Annotated in this window: 18 protein-coding genes and 1 tRNA gene; 9 read left to right on the forward strand and 10 right to left on the reverse strand. The window is 61.9% G+C overall.

The window, feature by feature from the left end:
- The first annotated feature begins 17 nt into the window (after positions 1–17).
- The 3 genes from FQ320_RS07635 (at position 18) to FQ320_RS07645 (ending at position 2,598) form a co-directional block, all read left to right on the forward strand.
- A complete protein-coding gene (locus tag FQ320_RS07635) occupies positions 18–659 on the forward strand; it encodes a DsbA family protein (RefSeq protein ID WP_148471353.1) in 642 nt (213 codons plus the stop codon).
- Positions 656–1,891 carry a multidrug effflux MFS transporter gene (locus tag FQ320_RS07640; protein ID WP_148471132.1) on the forward strand — a complete coding sequence of 412 codons (1,236 nt, stop codon included), beginning with the start codon at positions 656–658 and terminating at the stop codon, positions 1,889–1,891. Before FQ320_RS07635 ends, FQ320_RS07640 begins: the two co-directional genes overlap by 4 nt.
- A gap of 77 nt (positions 1,892–1,968) precedes the next feature.
- Positions 1,969–2,598: an NTP transferase domain-containing protein gene (locus FQ320_RS07645; RefSeq protein ID WP_255509413.1), complete on the forward strand. Its 630-nt coding sequence runs from the start codon at positions 1,969–1,971 to the stop codon at positions 2,596–2,598.
- Between the two features lie 169 nt (positions 2,599–2,767).
- On the opposite strand, the gene FQ320_RS07650 is transcribed toward FQ320_RS07645, so the two are convergent.
- The 3 genes from FQ320_RS07650 to FQ320_RS07660 all read right to left on the reverse strand — a co-directional run bounded on the left by FQ320_RS07650 (position 2,768) and on the right by FQ320_RS07660 (position 6,203).
- Positions 2,768–4,303 (reverse strand): Hint domain-containing protein, encoded by a 1,536-nt coding sequence (locus tag FQ320_RS07650; protein ID WP_148471133.1) that lies wholly within the window; start codon positions 4,301–4,303, stop codon positions 2,768–2,770.
- An 894-nt stretch (positions 4,304–5,197) separates the two neighbouring features.
- Positions 5,198–5,281 (reverse strand) — tRNA-Leu (locus FQ320_RS07655).
- 76 nt (positions 5,282–5,357) lie between these two features.
- Entirely contained in the window at positions 5,358–6,203 is an 846-nt protein-coding gene (locus FQ320_RS07660) for a neutral zinc metallopeptidase (RefSeq protein WP_148471134.1), read from the reverse strand.
- 137 nt (positions 6,204–6,340) lie between these two features.
- Here FQ320_RS07660 and FQ320_RS07665 point away from each other — a divergent pair, with 137 nt between their 5' ends.
- Together FQ320_RS07665 and FQ320_RS07670 are read left to right on the forward strand one after the other, a co-directional pair.
- A complete protein-coding gene (locus FQ320_RS07665; protein WP_148471135.1) occupies positions 6,341–6,919 on the forward strand; it encodes a YqaA family protein in 579 nt (192 codons plus the stop codon).
- Positions 6,920–6,933: 14 nt separating this feature from the next.
- Positions 6,934–7,392 (forward strand): disulfide bond formation protein B, encoded by a 459-nt coding sequence (locus FQ320_RS07670; protein ID WP_148471136.1) that lies wholly within the window; start codon positions 6,934–6,936, stop codon positions 7,390–7,392.
- Positions 7,393–7,424: 32 nt separating this feature from the next.
- Here FQ320_RS07670 and FQ320_RS07675 read toward each other — a convergent pair whose 3' ends face one another.
- Positions 7,425–7,877, reverse strand: a complete 453-nt coding sequence (locus FQ320_RS07675; protein ID WP_370513040.1) for an Lrp/AsnC family transcriptional regulator — start codon at positions 7,875–7,877, stop codon at positions 7,425–7,427.
- 91 nt (positions 7,878–7,968) lie between these two features.
- Between FQ320_RS07675 and rocF the strand changes: the two genes are divergently transcribed.
- Positions 7,969–8,892 carry an arginase gene (gene rocF / locus FQ320_RS07680; RefSeq protein WP_148471137.1) on the forward strand — a complete coding sequence of 308 codons (924 nt, stop codon included), beginning with the start codon at positions 7,969–7,971 and terminating at the stop codon, positions 8,890–8,892.
- A gap of 75 nt (positions 8,893–8,967) precedes the next feature.
- The gene (locus tag FQ320_RS07685; RefSeq protein WP_148471138.1) at positions 8,968–10,038 is read left to right on the forward strand and encodes an ornithine cyclodeaminase; all 1,071 of its coding nucleotides are present in this window, start codon (positions 8,968–8,970) and stop codon (positions 10,036–10,038) included.
- Here FQ320_RS07685 and FQ320_RS07690 read toward each other — a convergent pair.
- The gene (locus tag FQ320_RS07690) at positions 10,017–10,433 is read right to left on the reverse strand and encodes a PaaI family thioesterase (RefSeq protein WP_148471139.1); all 417 of its coding nucleotides are present in this window, start codon (positions 10,431–10,433) and stop codon (positions 10,017–10,019) included. The genes FQ320_RS07685 and FQ320_RS07690 overlap by 22 nt on opposite strands.
- 56 nt (positions 10,434–10,489) lie before the next feature.
- Here FQ320_RS07690 and FQ320_RS07695 point away from each other — a divergent pair, with 56 nt between their 5' ends.
- Positions 10,490–11,275 (forward strand): enoyl-CoA hydratase, encoded by a 786-nt coding sequence (locus tag FQ320_RS07695; protein WP_148471140.1) that lies wholly within the window; start codon positions 10,490–10,492, stop codon positions 11,273–11,275.
- 107 nt (positions 11,276–11,382) lie between these two features.
- Here FQ320_RS07695 and hflX read toward each other — a convergent pair whose 3' ends face one another.
- From hflX to trkA, 4 genes are all read right to left on the reverse strand, one after another.
- Positions 11,383–12,657, reverse strand: coding sequence for a GTPase HflX (hflX, locus tag FQ320_RS07700; protein ID WP_187393815.1), 1,275 nt, complete (start codon positions 12,655–12,657; stop codon positions 11,383–11,385).
- A 2-nt stretch (positions 12,658–12,659) separates the two neighbouring features.
- Positions 12,660–12,893, reverse strand: a complete 234-nt coding sequence (hfq, locus tag FQ320_RS07705) for an RNA chaperone Hfq (protein WP_148471141.1) — start codon at positions 12,891–12,893, stop codon at positions 12,660–12,662.
- A gap of 132 nt (positions 12,894–13,025) precedes the next feature.
- The gene (locus FQ320_RS07710; RefSeq protein WP_148471142.1) at positions 13,026–14,537 is read right to left on the reverse strand and encodes a TrkH family potassium uptake protein; all 1,512 of its coding nucleotides are present in this window, start codon (positions 14,535–14,537) and stop codon (positions 13,026–13,028) included.
- Between the two features lie 21 nt (positions 14,538–14,558).
- On the reverse strand, positions 14,559–15,935 hold the full coding sequence (trkA, locus tag FQ320_RS07715; RefSeq protein ID WP_148471143.1) for a Trk system potassium transporter TrkA: 1,377 nt from the start codon (positions 15,933–15,935) through the stop codon (positions 14,559–14,561).
- Between the two features lie 141 nt (positions 15,936–16,076).
- Between trkA and FQ320_RS07720 the strand changes: the two genes are divergently transcribed.
- A complete protein-coding gene (locus tag FQ320_RS07720) occupies positions 16,077–16,580 on the forward strand; it encodes a hypothetical protein (RefSeq protein WP_148471144.1) in 504 nt (167 codons plus the stop codon).
- Here the strand turns inward: FQ320_RS07720 and FQ320_RS07725 are convergent.
- On the reverse strand, positions 16,532–17,416 hold the full coding sequence (locus FQ320_RS07725; RefSeq protein WP_148471145.1) for an alpha/beta fold hydrolase: 885 nt from the start codon (positions 17,414–17,416) through the stop codon (positions 16,532–16,534). The genes FQ320_RS07720 and FQ320_RS07725 overlap by 49 nt on opposite strands.
- Position 17,417 lies beyond the last annotated feature (1 nt).

Here is a 17,417-nt window from a genome sequence, read left to right on the forward strand (position 1 = left end):
TCCCGAAAGGCACCGCAATGCTCAAGCTCGACATCATCTCCGATCCGATCTGCCCCTGGTGCCTGATCGGCAAGACATGGCTGGACCGCGCGTTGGAACAGCGTCCCGACCATCCGTTTATCATCGAATGGCACCCGTTTCAGTTGAACCCTGACATGCCCCGCGAAGGAATGGAGCGCCGCGCCTATCTGGAGGCCAAATTCGGTGGCAAGAAAGCGGCGATCGAGGTTTATGGCAGGATCGAACAGGCGGCGAAAAGTGCCGGGATCAACGTGAATTGGGAAGGTATCACCCGCACCCCCAACACGCTAGACGCACACCGCCTGATCCATTGGGCCGGGCTGGAAGGGCGGCAGACGGCGGCAAAAAGTGCATTGATGCGGGCCTATTTCTTCGAAGGGCGCGATATCGGCAATGCCGCAGTTCTGGCCGATATCGCCGAAGCCATCGAGATGGACCGTGAAATGACCGAACGCCTGCTGGCGGGCGACGCCGACTCCGACAATATCCGAGCCCGCGACGCCCATGCGCGCGAGCGGGGCGTGAGTGGCGTTCCGACATTCATACTGGCAAATGCCCATGTTCTGACCGGTGCGCAGCAGACCGACATGTGGCTGAACATCATGGATGACCTTGCCGAAAAACAGAATCCGCAATGAGGCCGACAACACCCCTGTCGCAGGGCGAATTCATCGCGCTGATGGCAGCGCTGATCGCCACCGTGTCATTTTCCATCGATGCCATGCTGCCCGTCCTGCCCCAAATTGCGCAAGAGCTGAGCCCGGGATCGCCGAACAATGCACAGCTGATCCTGACCTCATTCGTCATGGGTATGGGGATCGGCACCCTGTTCGCCGGGCCGATCTCCGATGCGACAGGGCGCAAGGTGGTGATTCTGGGTGGCGTTGCCATCTATATCGTCGGCGCGATTCTGGCGATCTTTGCGCCGACGCTGGAAACCCTGCTGGCCGCGCGGCTGTTGCAGGGCTTGGGCGCGGCAGGCCCGAGAATCGTATCGACAGCGATGATCCGCGACCGGTTTGAAGGCCGGCGAATGGCGCAGATCATGTCATTTGTAATGACGATTTTCATTCTGGTTCCTGCCGTTGCACCGTTTATCGGATCGCTGGTGATCAATGCGTTCGGCTGGCGGGCGATCTTCGTCGCCTTCGTGATCTTTGCCCTGATCGGCGCAGTCTGGATGTCCCTGCGCCAACCCGAAACACTCGCACCCGCCGCGCGCCGGCCATTGGCTGTCGGGGCGCTGCGCAGTGCAATGTCCGAGGTTATGGGTCACCGGACGGTGCGGATCTATATCGCCGTGCTGACACTGGGCGCGGGGCAGATGTTCGCACTGCTCAGTTCGATTCAGCAGTTGTTTGGCGAAACCTTCGGCCGCGCCGAGAATTTTCCGTTGTGGTTCATGGGGATGGCTCTGATTTCGGGAACCAGCACGATCCTGAACGCCCGCTTGGTGATGCGAATCGGGATGCGGCGGCTTGCGATTTCCGCCTATGGCACACAGACCCTGCTGTCCGCGCTGTTTCTGATTGCCGGGGTGTCGGGGCTGATGCCTGCCGCGCTGGCGTTTCCGGCGTTCCTGTTCTGGGCGGTGTCGGTGTTCTTCATGGTGGGAATGACATTCGGCAATCTGAACGCGCTGGCGCTGGAGCCGATGGGTCATATCGCGGGTATGGCGGCCTCGGTCGTCGGAGCCATTTCAACCGTTCTGGCAGTGTTGATTGCCGTGCCTATCGGTCTGGCCTTTGACGGCACACCGCTGCCGCTGATGGCGGGCACGCTGGTCTGTTCCGCGCTGGCTTGGTGGCTGATGCGCAAATCGCGTGAGGCGGACCCCGCACCAAGGACCGTACCGCCAGAGATGGGTTGATTGCGGTGCGCAGGATCGCCCTTGCCAAGGGCACGGCGATGCAAACCGTCTGACCGCAGGAAACAGGGAACGGGCATATGGGATCGGTCAACAAGATGAACGGAGAACCGGTTGTTCTGGTTCTGGCGGCGGGCGCATCGTCGCGCATGGGGCCGGGGCGTGACAAGCTGCTTGAACCGGTGTCCGGCGTGCCATTGATTGTCCATGTGGCGCGACTTGCTCTTGAAACCGGGCTGCGGGTGATCGTTACCCTCCCCCCTGATCGCCCTGCCCGTCTGGCCGCATTGCAAGGCGCGATGGTCGCGCAGGACGGTGCAGCAGTCGAAACGCTGATCGTTTCCGACGCAGCCAGCGGGATGGCAGCGTCATTTCGCGCCGGGGTCCGCGCGGCATGGGATGCGCCGGCGTTGATGACAGTTTTGGGCGACATGCCGGACCTTGACGCAACGGATATCGCGGCAGTCCTGTCCGCATGGCGCGAAAGCCCGCACCGGCCTGTGCGTGGTGCCAGCGCCGAGGGCATCCCCGGTCAGCCGGTGATTTTCCCGGCATCGCTGTTTCCCGCACTTGCCGAACTGACGGGAGACGCGGGCGGACGATCGGTGCTGGCGGGGCAGGACACGCGGCTGATCCCCCTGCCCGGCCAGCACGCGATCACCGATCTGGACACACCCGAAGACTGGGCCGTCTGGCGGGCTCGGCGTTAAAATCCACAAGGCGTCCGGAACGTCAAAACCCGCCAGAGGCGGGCGCGGCGGGTTGCCGGACATCAGGCGATGAGACGTAAAAATGACCGGAGAGCAGCCCACCCTCCGGTCACGATGCGACAGCGCCGGGGACATTTCCTCGGCGCTGACAGCTGCTTAACTTGTTGGGTTACTTGAGCAGAAGCGCGGCTTCGTGCTTTTTCAAGGTGCGGCGGGCCGCTGGATAATCGGCCAGACCATCGGCATGTTCCAATTCGGGGAACAGTTCGAAGATCTCGGCGCGCTGAGCATCTGCCAGACCCTTGAGCGACCAGTCGCCGGGCTGAAAGCTCTCGGTCCAGGCACCGTCCGACAGGACGACCTCGTGACGGTCGAACATGAAGTGGATGTATGTCGTTGCAGTCGCTTCGACCTGCATGATCCCTTCATTGTCGACCAGATGTTTGGCCGCGACCAGCACTTCGCGTTCTTCAAAGTACAGCGCGGTCTTGTCGTTGGCCACCAGAACACGGTGGTTGGGCGACACCAGCATGTCACGCTCGGGCAAACCGTTGCCAAGCGCCCCTGACTTGATCAGAACCGGCTGCAAATGCGGCGCGACATGCAGATCGCGGGCTTCCAGAACTTTGTGGCCCACCCAGCGAATTTCCTGGATGCCGTTGTCGCGGGTGATCACCCGGTCACCGATTTCCAGAGTTTCGACCAGACGCTCGCCCTTTGGGGTTGCGATCAGGGTGCCGGGGGTGAAGCAGGGGATGATTTCCTCGATATTGGTGAAATCGATCTGACCCACTTGGTTGTCGTTAGCGTCGAAATACACCACCGAGCCATCGATCCCATTGCCGTCGCTGTCGGTCACGGTGTCCTGAACCTCGAACCGGACGGCGCCCGGCGTGGCCGCGACTGAGCCTGTCAGATCCATGGTGTCAAAGTCGATACCGCTGGGTCCATTTCCAGAACCACCAAGCACGGTGTCGCCACCGTTCAGCCCGTGAATGTAGTCAGCGTCAGAGCCGCCGTCGAGGTAATCATCGCCGGCGCCTCCAGTCAGGGTATCATTACCCGCACCGCCGTAGAAGTCGTTGTGACCCTCGCCGCCGATAAGGACGTCGTCCCCGGCCGACCCGATCGCACCTTCAATGCGCGATCCGCCGTCGATGCTGTCATCCCCGGCGTCGCCACCCGATAGGGTGTTGGTGTCGAGGTTGACGTTCACCGGTGCCGCGGATGCGGAATAGTCGATGATGTCATGGCCTTCGCCACCGAAGAAACTGTCGGCACCCTCGCCGCCGATGAACACGTCATCGCCTGCGCCGCCTTCAAGAAAGTTCTGGCCCGACCCGCCGACCAGCGTGTCGTCGCCATCACCGCCGCGCAGAGTGTCATCCCCGGTGCCGCCTTCGAGATAGTCGTCGCCGGCTTCGCCATAGACATCGTCGTTGCCTTCGCCGGCAAAGACCGTGTCGTTGCCTTGACCCGCCTTGATGATGTCGTCGTTCGATCCCGGATTCGGTCCGCGAATCGCATCGTTGTTGTCAACCCGGTCACCTTCGGGATCGGCACCGTAATCGATGTCGATCAAATCGTTCTGGTCCGCAGGATTCTGGTCGCCCTGAACGACTCCGCTACCCGGCGGCAGAGCGCCAGTCTGGGCATTGGAATTTGCAGCAGCAGTATTTGACGGGTCTTTAGTACTATCCGACATCGTTCGGCTCCATCTTTAAGCGACGCGCGACACTGCACCGGTTTGGCGCGCCGTCGAGCAATCAAATTCGAAATGTCCCATCGCTTGACGATGCGGACACTCCCATTCCGACCGCCCCGCTGTTCTGCGGAGCATATATAATGAAAGGCTTGGGCCGTTGGCAGCCCCTGCAGACAATCATTCGGCCCCTGCGATGCAATAATATGCAACGCCTTGGCCCGGTCGCCCCCCAACGACACTCGAAACCCAGTTCGCACCTCAAGTTACCCTACCAAGCGGCGGGTCCAAGGGGAAAATTGTCTGAAAATTGACATCGGGTCGAAAAACGCTGCGTCGCGGTGTCGCGAGCTAGACTGACGCTGGTTGTTTTCAGGGTGAGATTGTTGCTGATTTGGGAGGCTCTGCCAGGCGTCTCGGATAGGTGAGTCCCTTAAGGATATCGTCTAACATGTTGTTATATATGTTATATACCGTTTCCCGCCCTACCGAGCCGAGTTCGACACCGAAACGAAAAGCCTCATTTGTATTTTTGATTGAAACAATCCGGCAGTTTTTGCGGCCCAATACTGGCCGGTGTTGCGGGGCCATCAAGTTGCCGCAATCTTCGGAGGGGGCCGGGTCAATCCCGACGTAATCGCGGTATTGATCGCGTTCAGCGAACGATCTGATCGAATCAGAGTCAAATTCGTTCGGTCTGCGGGGATAACCGTCGCTTGTCAGAGAGCCAGAGGACCGTATTTCTTTAGAAGGATTGGATGACGGTCGAAATCAGATTGTTCCGCTCTGCCATTAATTTAAATGGCAGTGTGACAAGGAAAAGAGATTGAGAAAAAAAATCCGGACAACGGGAAGGTGCGATAAATCGCACATTCCGGAATAATTCGGAAAAAAAGGTGGTACCCGAGGCCGGACTCGAACCGGCAAGCCTTGCGGCGGGGGATTTTGAATCCCCTGCGTCTACCATTCCGCCACTCGGGCCCGGGCGCAGTGAATCGCGCCGAACGTATCTGCGTCTAACCCGGGATTGCACGGGGGAAAAGCGAAAAAAGCGCTGTCACAGCCGGTTGGCCGAAAACGTGTCGCAACTGCGCAGATCGCCCGACTCGAACCCCTGCGCGAACCACCGCTGTCGCTGGGCAGATGTGCCATGGGTAAAGGTGTGCGGTGCGGGCACCCGCCCGGCATTGCGTTGCAGCGTGTCGTCACCGATTTGCCGCGCGGCGTTCAGCGCTTCTTCCATATCGCCGGGCTCGAGCGAGCCGAATCGTGCATCGGCACTGCGCGCCCAGATCCCGGCATAGCAATCGGCCTGAAGTTCGATCCGCACCGATATGGCGTTCGACTGTTCTTCGTTGGACTGCTGGCGCATGCTATTGGCTTGACCGAGAATTCCGAGTTCGTTCTGCACATGGTGGGCGATTTCATGCGCGACCACATAGGCGGCGGCAAAATCGCCCCCGGCCCCCAGCCTTTGCGACATGGTGACAAAGAAACTGGTGTCGAGATACGCCTTTTTGTCCGACGGGCAATAGAACGGTCCACTTGCACCCGAGGCACCGCCGCAGGGGCTTTGGGTCACATCCTTGAACAGCACCATGGTCGCGGGCTGATAGGTTTCACCCACCTGTGTGCGAAACAACTCGGCCCAGACCTCTTCGGTGTCGGCAAGGGTGACGCTGACGAATTGCGCCGCCTCTTCGTCTTCGCGGGTCAACTCGGTCTGTTGACCGCCACCGCCCGGAGCGCCGCCTTGCAACAAAGGCGTCACGTCGATGCCAAGGACCCAACCGATCAACAACACGGCGACCAGACCCACGCCGCCGATCCCCCCCACAGCGCCGCCTGAAAGGCTGCGCCGATCCTCAATATTGCGGCTGCCCCGCCGTCCACGCCACTGCATTCGCTACCCTCCGGTTTGAATCACCCTAACTGATCGGACCATCATGACAATCTGCCACGTCCCGCCCCTGCGACCTTTGCGTTGACCTTGGTCAGGGCGCGTGGTGCAAGGGGCTAACGCGGGAACAGGCGGAAAAGATGCTGCGAAAACTTTATGATCGTGTCCTTGGGCTGGCGCAATCTCCCCACGCCCTTTGGGCGCTGGGAATTGTCGCGTTTGTGGAAAGTTCGATCTTTCCGATTCCGCCCGATGTTTTGATGATTCCGATGATTTTGGCGCGACCCTCCCGTGCCTGGCTGATCGCCGGCGTTGCACTGGTGGCCTCGGTTCTGGGGGGGATGCTGGGCTATTGGATCGGCGCGGGGCTGTTCGAATCTGTGGGCCGGCCGATTCTGGAGTTTTACGGCAAGGATGCGTATTTCTCCGACTTCGCCACGCGTTACAATGAATGGGGCGCCTGGGCGGTCCTGATCGCCGGTGTCACGCCGTTCCCGTATAAGGTGATCACGATTCTGTCGGGCAGCACGGGTCTGTCGCTGCCGGTGTTCATCGTTGCCAGCATCGTCGCGCGGGGCTTGCGTTTCTTTCTGGTTGCGGCGCTTTTGTGGAAATTCGGCGCGCCGATCCGCGATTTCATCGAACGGCGGCTCGGGTTGCTCTTTATTGCCTTCGTCGTAATTCTGGCGGGTGGCTTTTATCTGGTGAGGTACATGTGACGGAGCGAACCCCTGTGACCAGACGAACATTGATCCTGATTGCTGCGGCCGGATCTTTCGCCCTGCTGGCGGGCGCATTCATCTTTCAGGCGATGGGTTATGCGCCCTGTCAGATGTGCCTGTGGCAACGCTGGCCCCACGCGGCGGCGATTTTGCTGGGCGCGCTCGGAGCGGTGTTTCCCCGCGCCATCATCGCCGCAGCAGGGGCATTGGCGGCACTGACCACCGGGTTGATCGGCGTGTACCATGCGGGTGTCGAGTGGAAGCTGTGGGAAGGCCCAAGCTCGTGCACCGGCACCGGCGGATTATCCGGCCTGTCCGGGGCCGATCTGTTGGCCACCGACATTCCCGAAACTCTGGTCATGTGTGACGAGATCGTCTGGTCGCTTCTCGGCCTGTCCATGGCGGGCTGGAACGCGGCGCTGTCGCTGGTGCTGGTTGTGATCTGGCTGGCCGCAATCCGGGCGCGGTAGGGCTGGCTGACGGTGCAGTTTTGAGTATTTGTTCAAGGAGAAGGCAAAGCCCGGCGCGTGCTCAGCAGCAGGTTGGTTTCGCTTGATGTGATGCCGGGCAGTTCGCGGATTTCGGTCAGGGTGCGGTCCAGCTCCTCAAGTGTGCGGGCGTCCAGTTCGACGATCAGATCCCATTTTCCATTGGTGGAATGCACCGCCTCGACCTGAGCCAGACCGCGCAGACGATGCACGATCCGCGCGGTTCCGGCGCCCTCAATCCCCAGCATCATCAAACTGCGCACCGGGGCGCGGTCGCCCTCTCCGGTCAGCACGGTAAAGCCGCGGATCGTGCCGTCGGTCTGCATCCGTTCGATCCGAGCGCGCAAAGTGGCGCGGGAACGACCCAGCCGTTTGGCCAGTTCGGCAAGCGGCAGGCGAGCGTCGCGGCGCAGGGCCGCCAGAAGGGCGCGATCTGTATCGTCCATATCGGCGGTATTATCTTCCATTTTGGACAAAGTCAGCCCGGAATGTACATTCTATCGGCTTTATGCTGGCCCAATCCGGTCGGATAAACCTTGCCAAAGCCAAGGAGGCCAGATGACCCACATATCCCTGATCGGCGCACCGGTAGACAGCGGCAAGACCACGCGCGGTTGCCTGATGGGCCCGGACGCATTGCGCGTCGCTGGTCTGATCGAAGCGCTGGCCAGTCTGGGCCATCAAGTATCCGATCTTGGCAATCTGGTACCGGGCGCAGCCGTGGCGGCATCCGGCCTGCCCGCCCACCTGCACCAGCCGGGCGAAACCCTGGCCTGGACCATCGCCCTGCGCGAGGCTGCGCAAGCGGCGATGGCAGACAGCCTGCCGGTGTTTATGGGCGGCGATCACGCGCTGTCGCTCGGCACGGTTTCGGGGGTGATGGCCCATGCCGAAGCGATCGGGCGGCCACAGTTCGTGCTGTGGCTGGACGCGCACAGTGATTTCCACACGCCGCTGACCACATCCAGCGGCCATCTGCACGGAACGCCTGTGGCCTATGTCACCGGGCGCCCGGGCTTTGATACCTTCCCGCCCATCGCCACTCCGGTGCCCGACGCAAATGTCTGCATGATCGGCATCCGGTCCGTCGACGCGGCCGAACACGCCGCGCTGATCGACAGCGATGTGGCGGTGCACGACATGCGCCAGATCGACGAGACCGGTATCGGTGCGCCGCTGCGCAGGTTCCTTGACCGGGTGGCAGCGGCAGGCGGCATGCTGCATGTGTCGCTGGATGTTGATTTCCTCGACCCCGCCATCGCGCCCGCTGTCGGCACCACCGTGCCCGGCGGCGCGACCTTCCGCGAGGCGCATCTGGTGATGGAAATGCTGCATGAAAGCGCGCTGGTCACATCGCTGGATCTGGTCGAGCTGAACCCATTCCTTGACGACCGTGGGCGCACCGCCGCTCTGATGGTCGACCTGACCGCATCCCTTCTGGGGCGCAGGGTGTTCGACCGTCCGACGCCAAGCTTTGCGTAACCAATACCGACCCGCCTTGCCAGACAACTGCCGCGCAAGCGGACTGGCCCATCCAAATCTGACCGGAGACAAAACATGACCACCCTGCCCGGCCACCTGGCCTTTGTTCCCTTCGTATCCGTCGATAACATGATGCAGTTGATCCATCACATCGGGTTGGAACGGATGCTGATCGAACTGGCCGCCGCAATCGAGGATGATTTCAAACGGTGGGAGTCTTTCGACAAGACGCCGCGTGTCGCCTCCCATTCCGCCGACGGCGTGATCGAGCTGATGCCCACTTCGGACGGCGACATCTATGGGTTCAAATATGTAAACGGCCACCCGAAGAACACGAAATCAGGGCTTCAGACGGTCACCGCCTTTGGCATGCTGGCGGATGTGGCGACGGGGTATCCGCTTTTGCTGTCAGAAATGACGATCCTGACCGCCCTGCGCACGGCTGCGACAAGTGCGCTTGCCGCCCGCCACCTTGTCCCCAGAGGCGCGCGTTGCATGGCAATAATCGGCAATGGCGCACAGTCGGAATTTCAAGCGCTGGCGTTCAAGGCGATCTGCGGCATCGATACGGTGCGGCTTTATGACATCGACCGGGCCGCGACGGAAAAGGCGATGCGCAACCTTGCCGGACAGGGGCTCGCTCTGATCCCCTGCGACAGTCCCGAGCAGGCGATCGAGGGCGCGCAAATCATCACGACGGTCACGGCGGACAAGCAATATGCGACGATCCTGACTGACAATATGGTCGGCACCGGCGTGCATCTGAACGCCGTGGGCGGCGATTGCCCGGGCAAGACGGAACTGCACCGCGATATCCTGCTGCGGTCCCGGATATTCGTGGAATATCCGCCCCAAACCCGGATCGAAGGCGAAATCCAACAACTGGCCCCGGATCATCCGGTGACCGAACTCTGGCAGGTGATCACCGGTGCCGTGCCCGGGCGTACCAATGGCGATCAGATCACGCTATTTGATTCGGTCGGGTTCGCCACCGAGGACTTCAGCGCCCTGCGCTATATCCTTGGTCAATTGCAGCGCACCGGCCTGTTCCAGCGACTTGACCTGCTGGCTGACCCGGACGATCCGCGCGATCTGTTCGGCATGGTCCAGCGCGCAGCCCCCGGTCAGCCCGGCGGCAGGGAATAGGTAAGCGAGGCGCGTGCAACCGGCACCTCGCTGCCATCCGAGCGGATCAGAACGTCGCCCACAGCCAGAACACGGCCCAGTTTCAGCAACCGCACATCGGCGATCAGATCGACACCTGCGACAGGTTTGCGCATGAAATCGATGGAACAGCTGGTCGTCACGGCCAGCGCCCTGGGCCCCACACGGCTGAGGATGGCAAGGTAAACCGCCACATCGGCAAGCGCGAACATCGCAGGCCCCGACACGGTGCCGCCCGGGCGCAGGTGTCGGTCGCCAACATTCAGGCGCACACTCAACCCATCGGGCGAGAGGGTTTCGATGGTGAAATCTGCGGCCACCTGTCGGAACTCGGTGGCCAGAAATGCCTCCAGCGCCGCGCGATCCATCTTCAACATGCTTTTTCCCCGGCCCGTTCCTCGGTAAGGTCCGTTAAAACCGGCCGGAGGGCAAGATGACGATCCTTGAAAGACATGACATCGGGGCGGTGGCACATCTGACGATGAATTCACCTGACAACCTGAACGCGCTGTCCGATGCGATGCTGGCAGCGCTGGCAGCGGCTTTTGCCGCGCTGGAGACAGATACCGCTATTCGGGTGATCGTGTTGAAAGGGACAGGCAAGGCTTTCTGCGCCGGGCATGACCTGAAAGAAATGACCCGCGCCCGCCAGATGCCCGACGGCGGCGCCGAAGCCTGGGCGGACCTGTTCGCGCGCTGTTCTGCGGTGATGCAGTCGATTCCCCGCCTGCCTCAGCCGGTGATCGCCCAGGTGCACGGCATCGCCACCGCAGCCGGATGCCAACTGGTTGCGAGTTGCGACATGGCGCTGGCAGCCGAGGATTGCCGGTTCGGCGTGAACGGTGTGAACATCGGTTTATTCTGCTCGACACCCATGGTTGCCCTGTCGCGCAATATCCCCCGGAAACAAGCTTTCGAGATGCTGACGACAGGCGCGTTCATAACCGCCGCCCGCGCCGCCGAACTGGGGCTGATCAACCGCGCGGTACCCGCCGACACTCTGGCAAGCGAGACCGCCGCCCTGGCCGAAATCGTTGCGGCAAAACTGGGCAGCGCCGTCAGGGTCGGCAAGCGGGCGTTCTATGAACAACTGGAACTCGACCTCGCCGGCGCCTATGCGCACACCGCTCAGACCATGGTGACCAACATGCAGCGCGACGACACCGCCGAAGGCATCGCGGCTTTTCTGGCAAAGCGGCCACCGGAGTGGCAGCAATGATCGGTGTATCTGTCTGCGGCCATTGCGTTGTGAGTATTTATACAAAGAAGAAACCGGCTTCTTCTTTGTCCAAATACTCCCGCCGGAGGCTCCGACGCTGATCCAGATCACATGGCTCTGAAGCGATGCTCCTGACGGGCCGTCCAGTGTACGGCTAGGGTGAAACCTTCGTCGGTCTGGGTTTCAGACTCGACCACGCCCTGATCGTGCAGCCAGGCGCGCTTGCGTCCATCGGCGAAGGTAAGCCTCAGATCGCGGTGAGTGCGCACATCGTCGAGGTTGGCCGCGATGGCGGCATAGAGTTCATCGAGACCGGCCCCGGTCAGCGCAGAGATTGCCAGCACGCCGTCATGCCGTTCTACCCGGGTATCAAGCGCCGCGCGCGCATCATCCGAAAGCGCGTCGGTCTTGTTCAGCAGTTCCAGAAGTGGGGTTTCCTCGCCGACGCCAAGGTCCTTGAGGATCGTCGCCACATCACGAGCCTGTTCTTCCGTGTTCGGATGGCTGATGTCGCGAACGTGCAGGATCAGGTCGGCGCTCAACACTTCTTCCAGCGTGGCGCGGAAGGCGGCAACCAGTTGCGTCGGCAGGCTCGAGATGAATCCGACAGTGTCCGACAGGATTACCTTTTTCCCCGATGGCAGCTCGACACCGCGCATCGTGGGGTCCAGCGTCGCGAACAACATGTCCTCGGCCATCACATCGGCCCCGGTCATGCGGTTGAACAGCGTCGATTTTCCGGCGTTGGTATAGCCGACCAGCGCGACGACCGGAAACGGCACCTTGGCGCGGGATGCGCGGTGCAGTTTGCGGGTCTTGACCACCTTGGCCAGTTGTTTCTTCAGCCGGACGATATGATCGTCGATGGCACGCCGGTCGGACTCGATCTGGGTCTCCCCCGGCCCGCCGACAAATCCGACCCCGCCGCGTTGCCGCTCCAGGTGAGTCCAGGCTCGCACAAGGCGTGTGCGTTGATAGGACAAGGCGGCCATTTCCACCTGCAGCACACCTTCGCGCGTGCGGGCGCGATCCGAGAAAATCTCGAGAATCAGCCCGGTGCGGTCCAGCAGTTTGACCTGCCATTCCTTTTCCAGATTGCGCTGCTGAACCGGGGTGACCGGTCCGTCGATCAGCACCAGTCCGATCTCGTTCGCCTCGAGCATGGCCTTGATCTCGGCGATCTTGCCTTTGCCGAACAGCTTGCCGGGTTGCAATTTGGGCAGACGCACCACGTCACCACCGATCACCTCCAGACCGGGCAGAGCGGCGGCCAGCGCCAGCCCTTCGGCCAGCGCGATATCCGGATCGCGCCGATCACGGTCGGATTTCAGCTCGGGATGCAGAACCCAGGCGCGCATCGCCTGAGCATGGGTTTCATCCATGATCAGTCTTCACCGTCATAAAGACTGATCGGCGTCGACGGCATGATGGTGGAAATTGCATGTTTGTACACCAGTTGCGATTGCCCGTCACGGCGCAGAAGCACGCAGAAGTTGTCGAACCATGTGATAACGCCCTGAAGTTTCACACCGTTGATCAGAAATATCGTGACCGGAACCTTGGTCTTGCGAACATGATTGAGAAACGCATCCTGCAGGTTTTGTCTGTCGCCAGCCATTGTCCAGTCCATCCTGTTCTTATTGGCCAGACCTTTGTGTCCGGCATGTTTCAAACCCGTCCTATATGGAGCGGCGCGGCGGATTATTCCAGTGAAAATAGGATCAAAGCCGCCACTTAGGGTTGATTGTGCCTATCGACGCCAGAAATCGGGATTCAACAGCGCAATCAGGGCCAGTGTCTCCATCCGGCCCAGCACCATGGCGGCGGCAAAGATCGTCTTGGCCACCCCGCTGAGCTCGATCATCATAATCGGGCTTGAGGCTGCCAGATCGACCAGTGGCCCGGTGGTTGTCAGGGCGGCCAGGGTCAGCACCGTCACCGTTTCGAACGGCAGACCGGTCAGCGAGAATGCCACCATCACCAAAGCGATCGACAGCGCGAACAGCATGAAGAACACCCAGGCGACATAAGCGCCCTCGCGCCGGATCCGCCGCGCCGCCGATCCGGCACCGCCGACCGATGTGGGGTGCACCAGCTTTTCCAACTCGCGCACACCATGTTTATAAAGTGCATAGATCCTGAGAAGTTTGACGCCGCCCGCCGTGGTCGCCACCCCGCCGCCGATCAGCGCCAGCGCCATCAGTACCAGACCGGGCGTCTCCAACCCTGACCAATTGCGCGCCGTGTCCCAGTCGGCGCTCTCATATCCTGTGGTCGTCAGAAACGACATCGTGGTGAACACCGCCCCCCACAGCGCCCGCAAGGCAGCGGAGCCGGTCATCTGGTCTTCGACCTCAAACGCGCCAATCCAGTGGCGCAGAAACAGGAAAAGCGGCAGGATGGTGACACAGATCAGTCCCATCTGCATTTCCGGATCGCGCAGCAGGTTGCGGTTGCCACGGATCGTGCCCTCGGAGGAAAAGGTCAGGCGCGAGACGGCAAAGAACAGGAACACAAAGACCAGCATTTCCGCCGGAATGCCACCTTCACCGCCCTGCCCGGTGGTGATTCCACTGGTTGCCAGCGTCGACATGGCGCGGCAGACGGCGGCCAGCGGTGTTTCGCCCGCGATATACAGCCCGATCCACAGCAGCGCCGTAAGCCCGGCATAGACAGGCGCCAACCGGGCGGTGAACCGGACCAGCCGTTCCGAGCCATCGGCGACGCGGGTGATCTGCGCGGCGCCGACACCGGTTCCTTCGCCGATCTGTTCGCCTGACAGCACCTCGAATCCGCCGAGGTTCATCGGCGCGATGATCGCCACCGCCGTCACCCAGACCAGAAACCCGCCAAGCCAGCCGACCATGGCGCGCCACAGGTGAAGAGTGTCGGGCAGGCGCGCAGGTTCGTACAGGGTGGTGCCGGTCGTGGTCATCGATGAAATCATCTCGAACCATGCGCTGGTGAAGGCCGTGGTGCCCAAGGCCTCGTAGAACGGCACGGCCATAAGCGCGGGCACGACGGTAAACGCGACGACGATCGCGATGAGATATCCCCGCGCCCGGCGGCGCACGACCATGCCATTCGTTGCAATGGCGATCAGCACAACCATGATCGAGAACAGCACAAAGGAATAAAAGAACGCCCGCGCCACGGACAGGTCGCGCAGGATATAGGCGTGTATCGCGGGCACGACCATGGCCAGAGTCGCGATCCCCAGAAGGATCACGATGAACGGCAGGCGGATCAGCAGGCGTTCCATCGCCGTTTCCCTTTCCGTGACTCAGAAAAAGTCGATGCTGACCTGAAACAGCCGCTCGACCTCGGGCACGTCGCCGGACATGGCGAACAGCACGATCAGGTCGCCCTCTTCAACCCGCGTCTTGCCGTTTGGAGTGATCACCTGATCGCCCTTTTGCACCGCGCCCACAAGTACACCTTCCGGGAACGCGATGTCGCGGATCAGTTGCCCCGAGATCGGCGAGGTTGAAAGCACCTGCGCCTCGATCACCTCGGCCTCGGCATCCCCGATGGAATAAACGCCGCGCACCCGCCCCTGACGGATATGGCGCAGGATTGACGACACCGTGGTGGATCGCGGATTGACGAAAGCGTCGATGTTCAGCGGCCCCATCAGGGATTGCAGCGTCGGATCGTTCACCAGACAGATCGCCATCTTGCACCCCGCCGATTTCGCCCGGACCCCGGCCAGAACGTTGACCTTATCGTCGTCGGTCACGCAGAGCACCGCATCGGCCTTGCTGATGCTGGCCTCGGTCAGCAGTTCCATGTTCAGCCCGTCGCCGTGCAGAACAATGGTACGCTCCAGCATGTCTGCCGCGCGTTCGGCGATCGGGCGCGAGCGCTCGATGATCTTGACGCGCACCCGGTCGGTGCGTTTTTCCAGAGCAGTGGCAACCGCCAGCCCGACGTTGCCCCCTCCGATGATGACAACGCGGCGCTGTTGGGCAAAGGATTTACCAAAGATCTCCAGCGTGCGTTTTACATCGTCGCGGTGCGCCAGCACATAGATCTGATCCTCGGCGAACAGTTGGTCACCGGCATCCGGCGCGAACAGCACTCCGTTGCGCCGCACCCCCACGACAAGGGCGCGCAGGGTCGAAAACAGGTCGGTCAGCTGGCGCAGCGGCGTGTTCAGAACCGGGCAATCCGCGTCCAGCGCGATGCCGACAAGTTGGGTCATGCCGCCCAGAAACGCCTGAGTGTCAAAGGCAACGGGTGCCGCCAGCCGGCGCAGCGCGGCATCGGCCACTTCACGTTCGGGGCTGATCACCACATCGATGGGCATGTGATCGCGCCGGTAAAGATCGGAATACAGTGCGTCGAGATAGCTTTGCGAGCGCAGGCGCGCGATCTTGCGCGGCACCGAAAACACGGAATGGGCGACCTGACAGGTCACCATGTTCACCTCGTCCGAATGGGTCGCGGCAATCAGCATGTCGGCGTCCCGCGCCCCCGCCCGGTCCAGCACATCGGGATAGGAGGCGAAACCCGCGACCCCCTGCACATCCAGCGTGTCGGTGGCGCGGCGCACCAGATCGGCGTTGTTGTCGACCACGGTCACGTCGTTCTTTTCGCCCGCAAGGTGGCGCGCGATCTGCCAGCCGACCTGCCCCGCACCGCAGATGATGACCTTCATGTCGTTCTCCTGTCGGATTGCCAAAGGGCATGCCGTGTGGACAATTGCCGGGTTCGGTGTGACCCTCGCACCATCAGAGTGCAACCTGGATCACCCTGCGCCGTTGAAGCGCAGTCATGGCAACAGAAAACCGAGGAAGCAATGCAAAACCGAACGCCGCTGTCCCTGCTTCTCCTTGCGCCGGTGCTGATATCGGCCTGCGCGCCCTATTCGGGATATTACCGCGATGGCCAAAGCGTGGCGCGGCTGAATGCCGACCAGACCGGTTGCGACGTGCTGGCGGTGAATTCAGTCCCGCCCGACAAAAGGGTGCGCACGACGCCCCTTAGGGTGGTACCCGGAGAAACGGTCTGCAACAGCGAACAGGTCTGCGTCACGTCGGCGCCTCAGGTGTTCGGCGGCGAGATCTATACCGTCGATGCCAATGCCGGGTTGCGCAAACGGGTTGCGGCGCAATGCATGATCGACAAGGGATATCGCAAGGTTTCGGTGCCCGCCTGCACACCCGCTGTGGCGAAAGAGGCCGTGGCCCGGGCGCCGCAGGTTCTGCCGCCGCTGACCGGCAATGTCTGTGCGGCGCGTTCGCCCGATCAGGGTTACGTCTTTGTCGCCACAGTGCCCGCGTCCCGCGCGGGAACACCCTGAACGGTCAGGAACCGCAGAAGCATCGGATTGAACAGGTCGGCGCGTTCGCGCATCGGCCAGTGGCCGGTCTCCATCACCTCAAGCCGCGCATTCGGAATCAGCGCCGCCGCGCTCCGGGCGTGGCGCAGGGGGACCACCCGGTCGGCACTGCCATGGATGAACAGCACCGGCTGCTGCAACCCCGGCAGACGTGCCGTCAAATCACCGCGCAGCCCCTCAGGCGTCAGTTCTGCCGCCAGAAACCCATCGAATGTCCGCCGCCGCGCCTGATCGCGCGCCACCGCGCGCAGTTCGGCCACCGCCGTGTCCGTAACCCGCAGCCGGTTGCCATAGCTGGCGCCCAGACCGATCCGCGCCAACGTGCTGTTCTTTGCCGCGGCATAGACCAACCCAAGGACTCCGGCGCGGGCCGCCCGCGCGCTGATTGCGTGAAACGGCAGCCGATCCGTCAGCCCGTAAGCCCCCACGGGCACAACCCGCCTGATACGGTCGGGGTGTTCCAGCGCCACCCACAGCGCCATGCCACCGCCCATGGACACCCCCGCCACATCAGCCTGTGCAATCCCCACGATATCCATGAAATCGACCAGCCACGCTCCAAGATCGGCCAGCGAATGGGGTCCATCGAACCCTTCGCTTTCGCCGTATCCTGGCAGATCGGGCACCACCATGCGCAGCCGGTGCCGCAAATCGCGCACCGTCAACCGCCAGGTCAGTTCCGCATGATCGAACCCGCCGCCATGGAGCAGCAGGACCGGGAATCCATCGCGCGGCCCCTCATCGACATAGCCGGTGCGCCGACCCTGCACGGTGGCGAACCGGTCGGCAAAGGGCATG

Source organism: Oceaniovalibus sp. ACAM 378 (genome assembly GCF_008085915.1).
Lineage (GTDB): Bacteria > Pseudomonadota > Alphaproteobacteria > Rhodobacterales > Rhodobacteraceae > Oceaniglobus.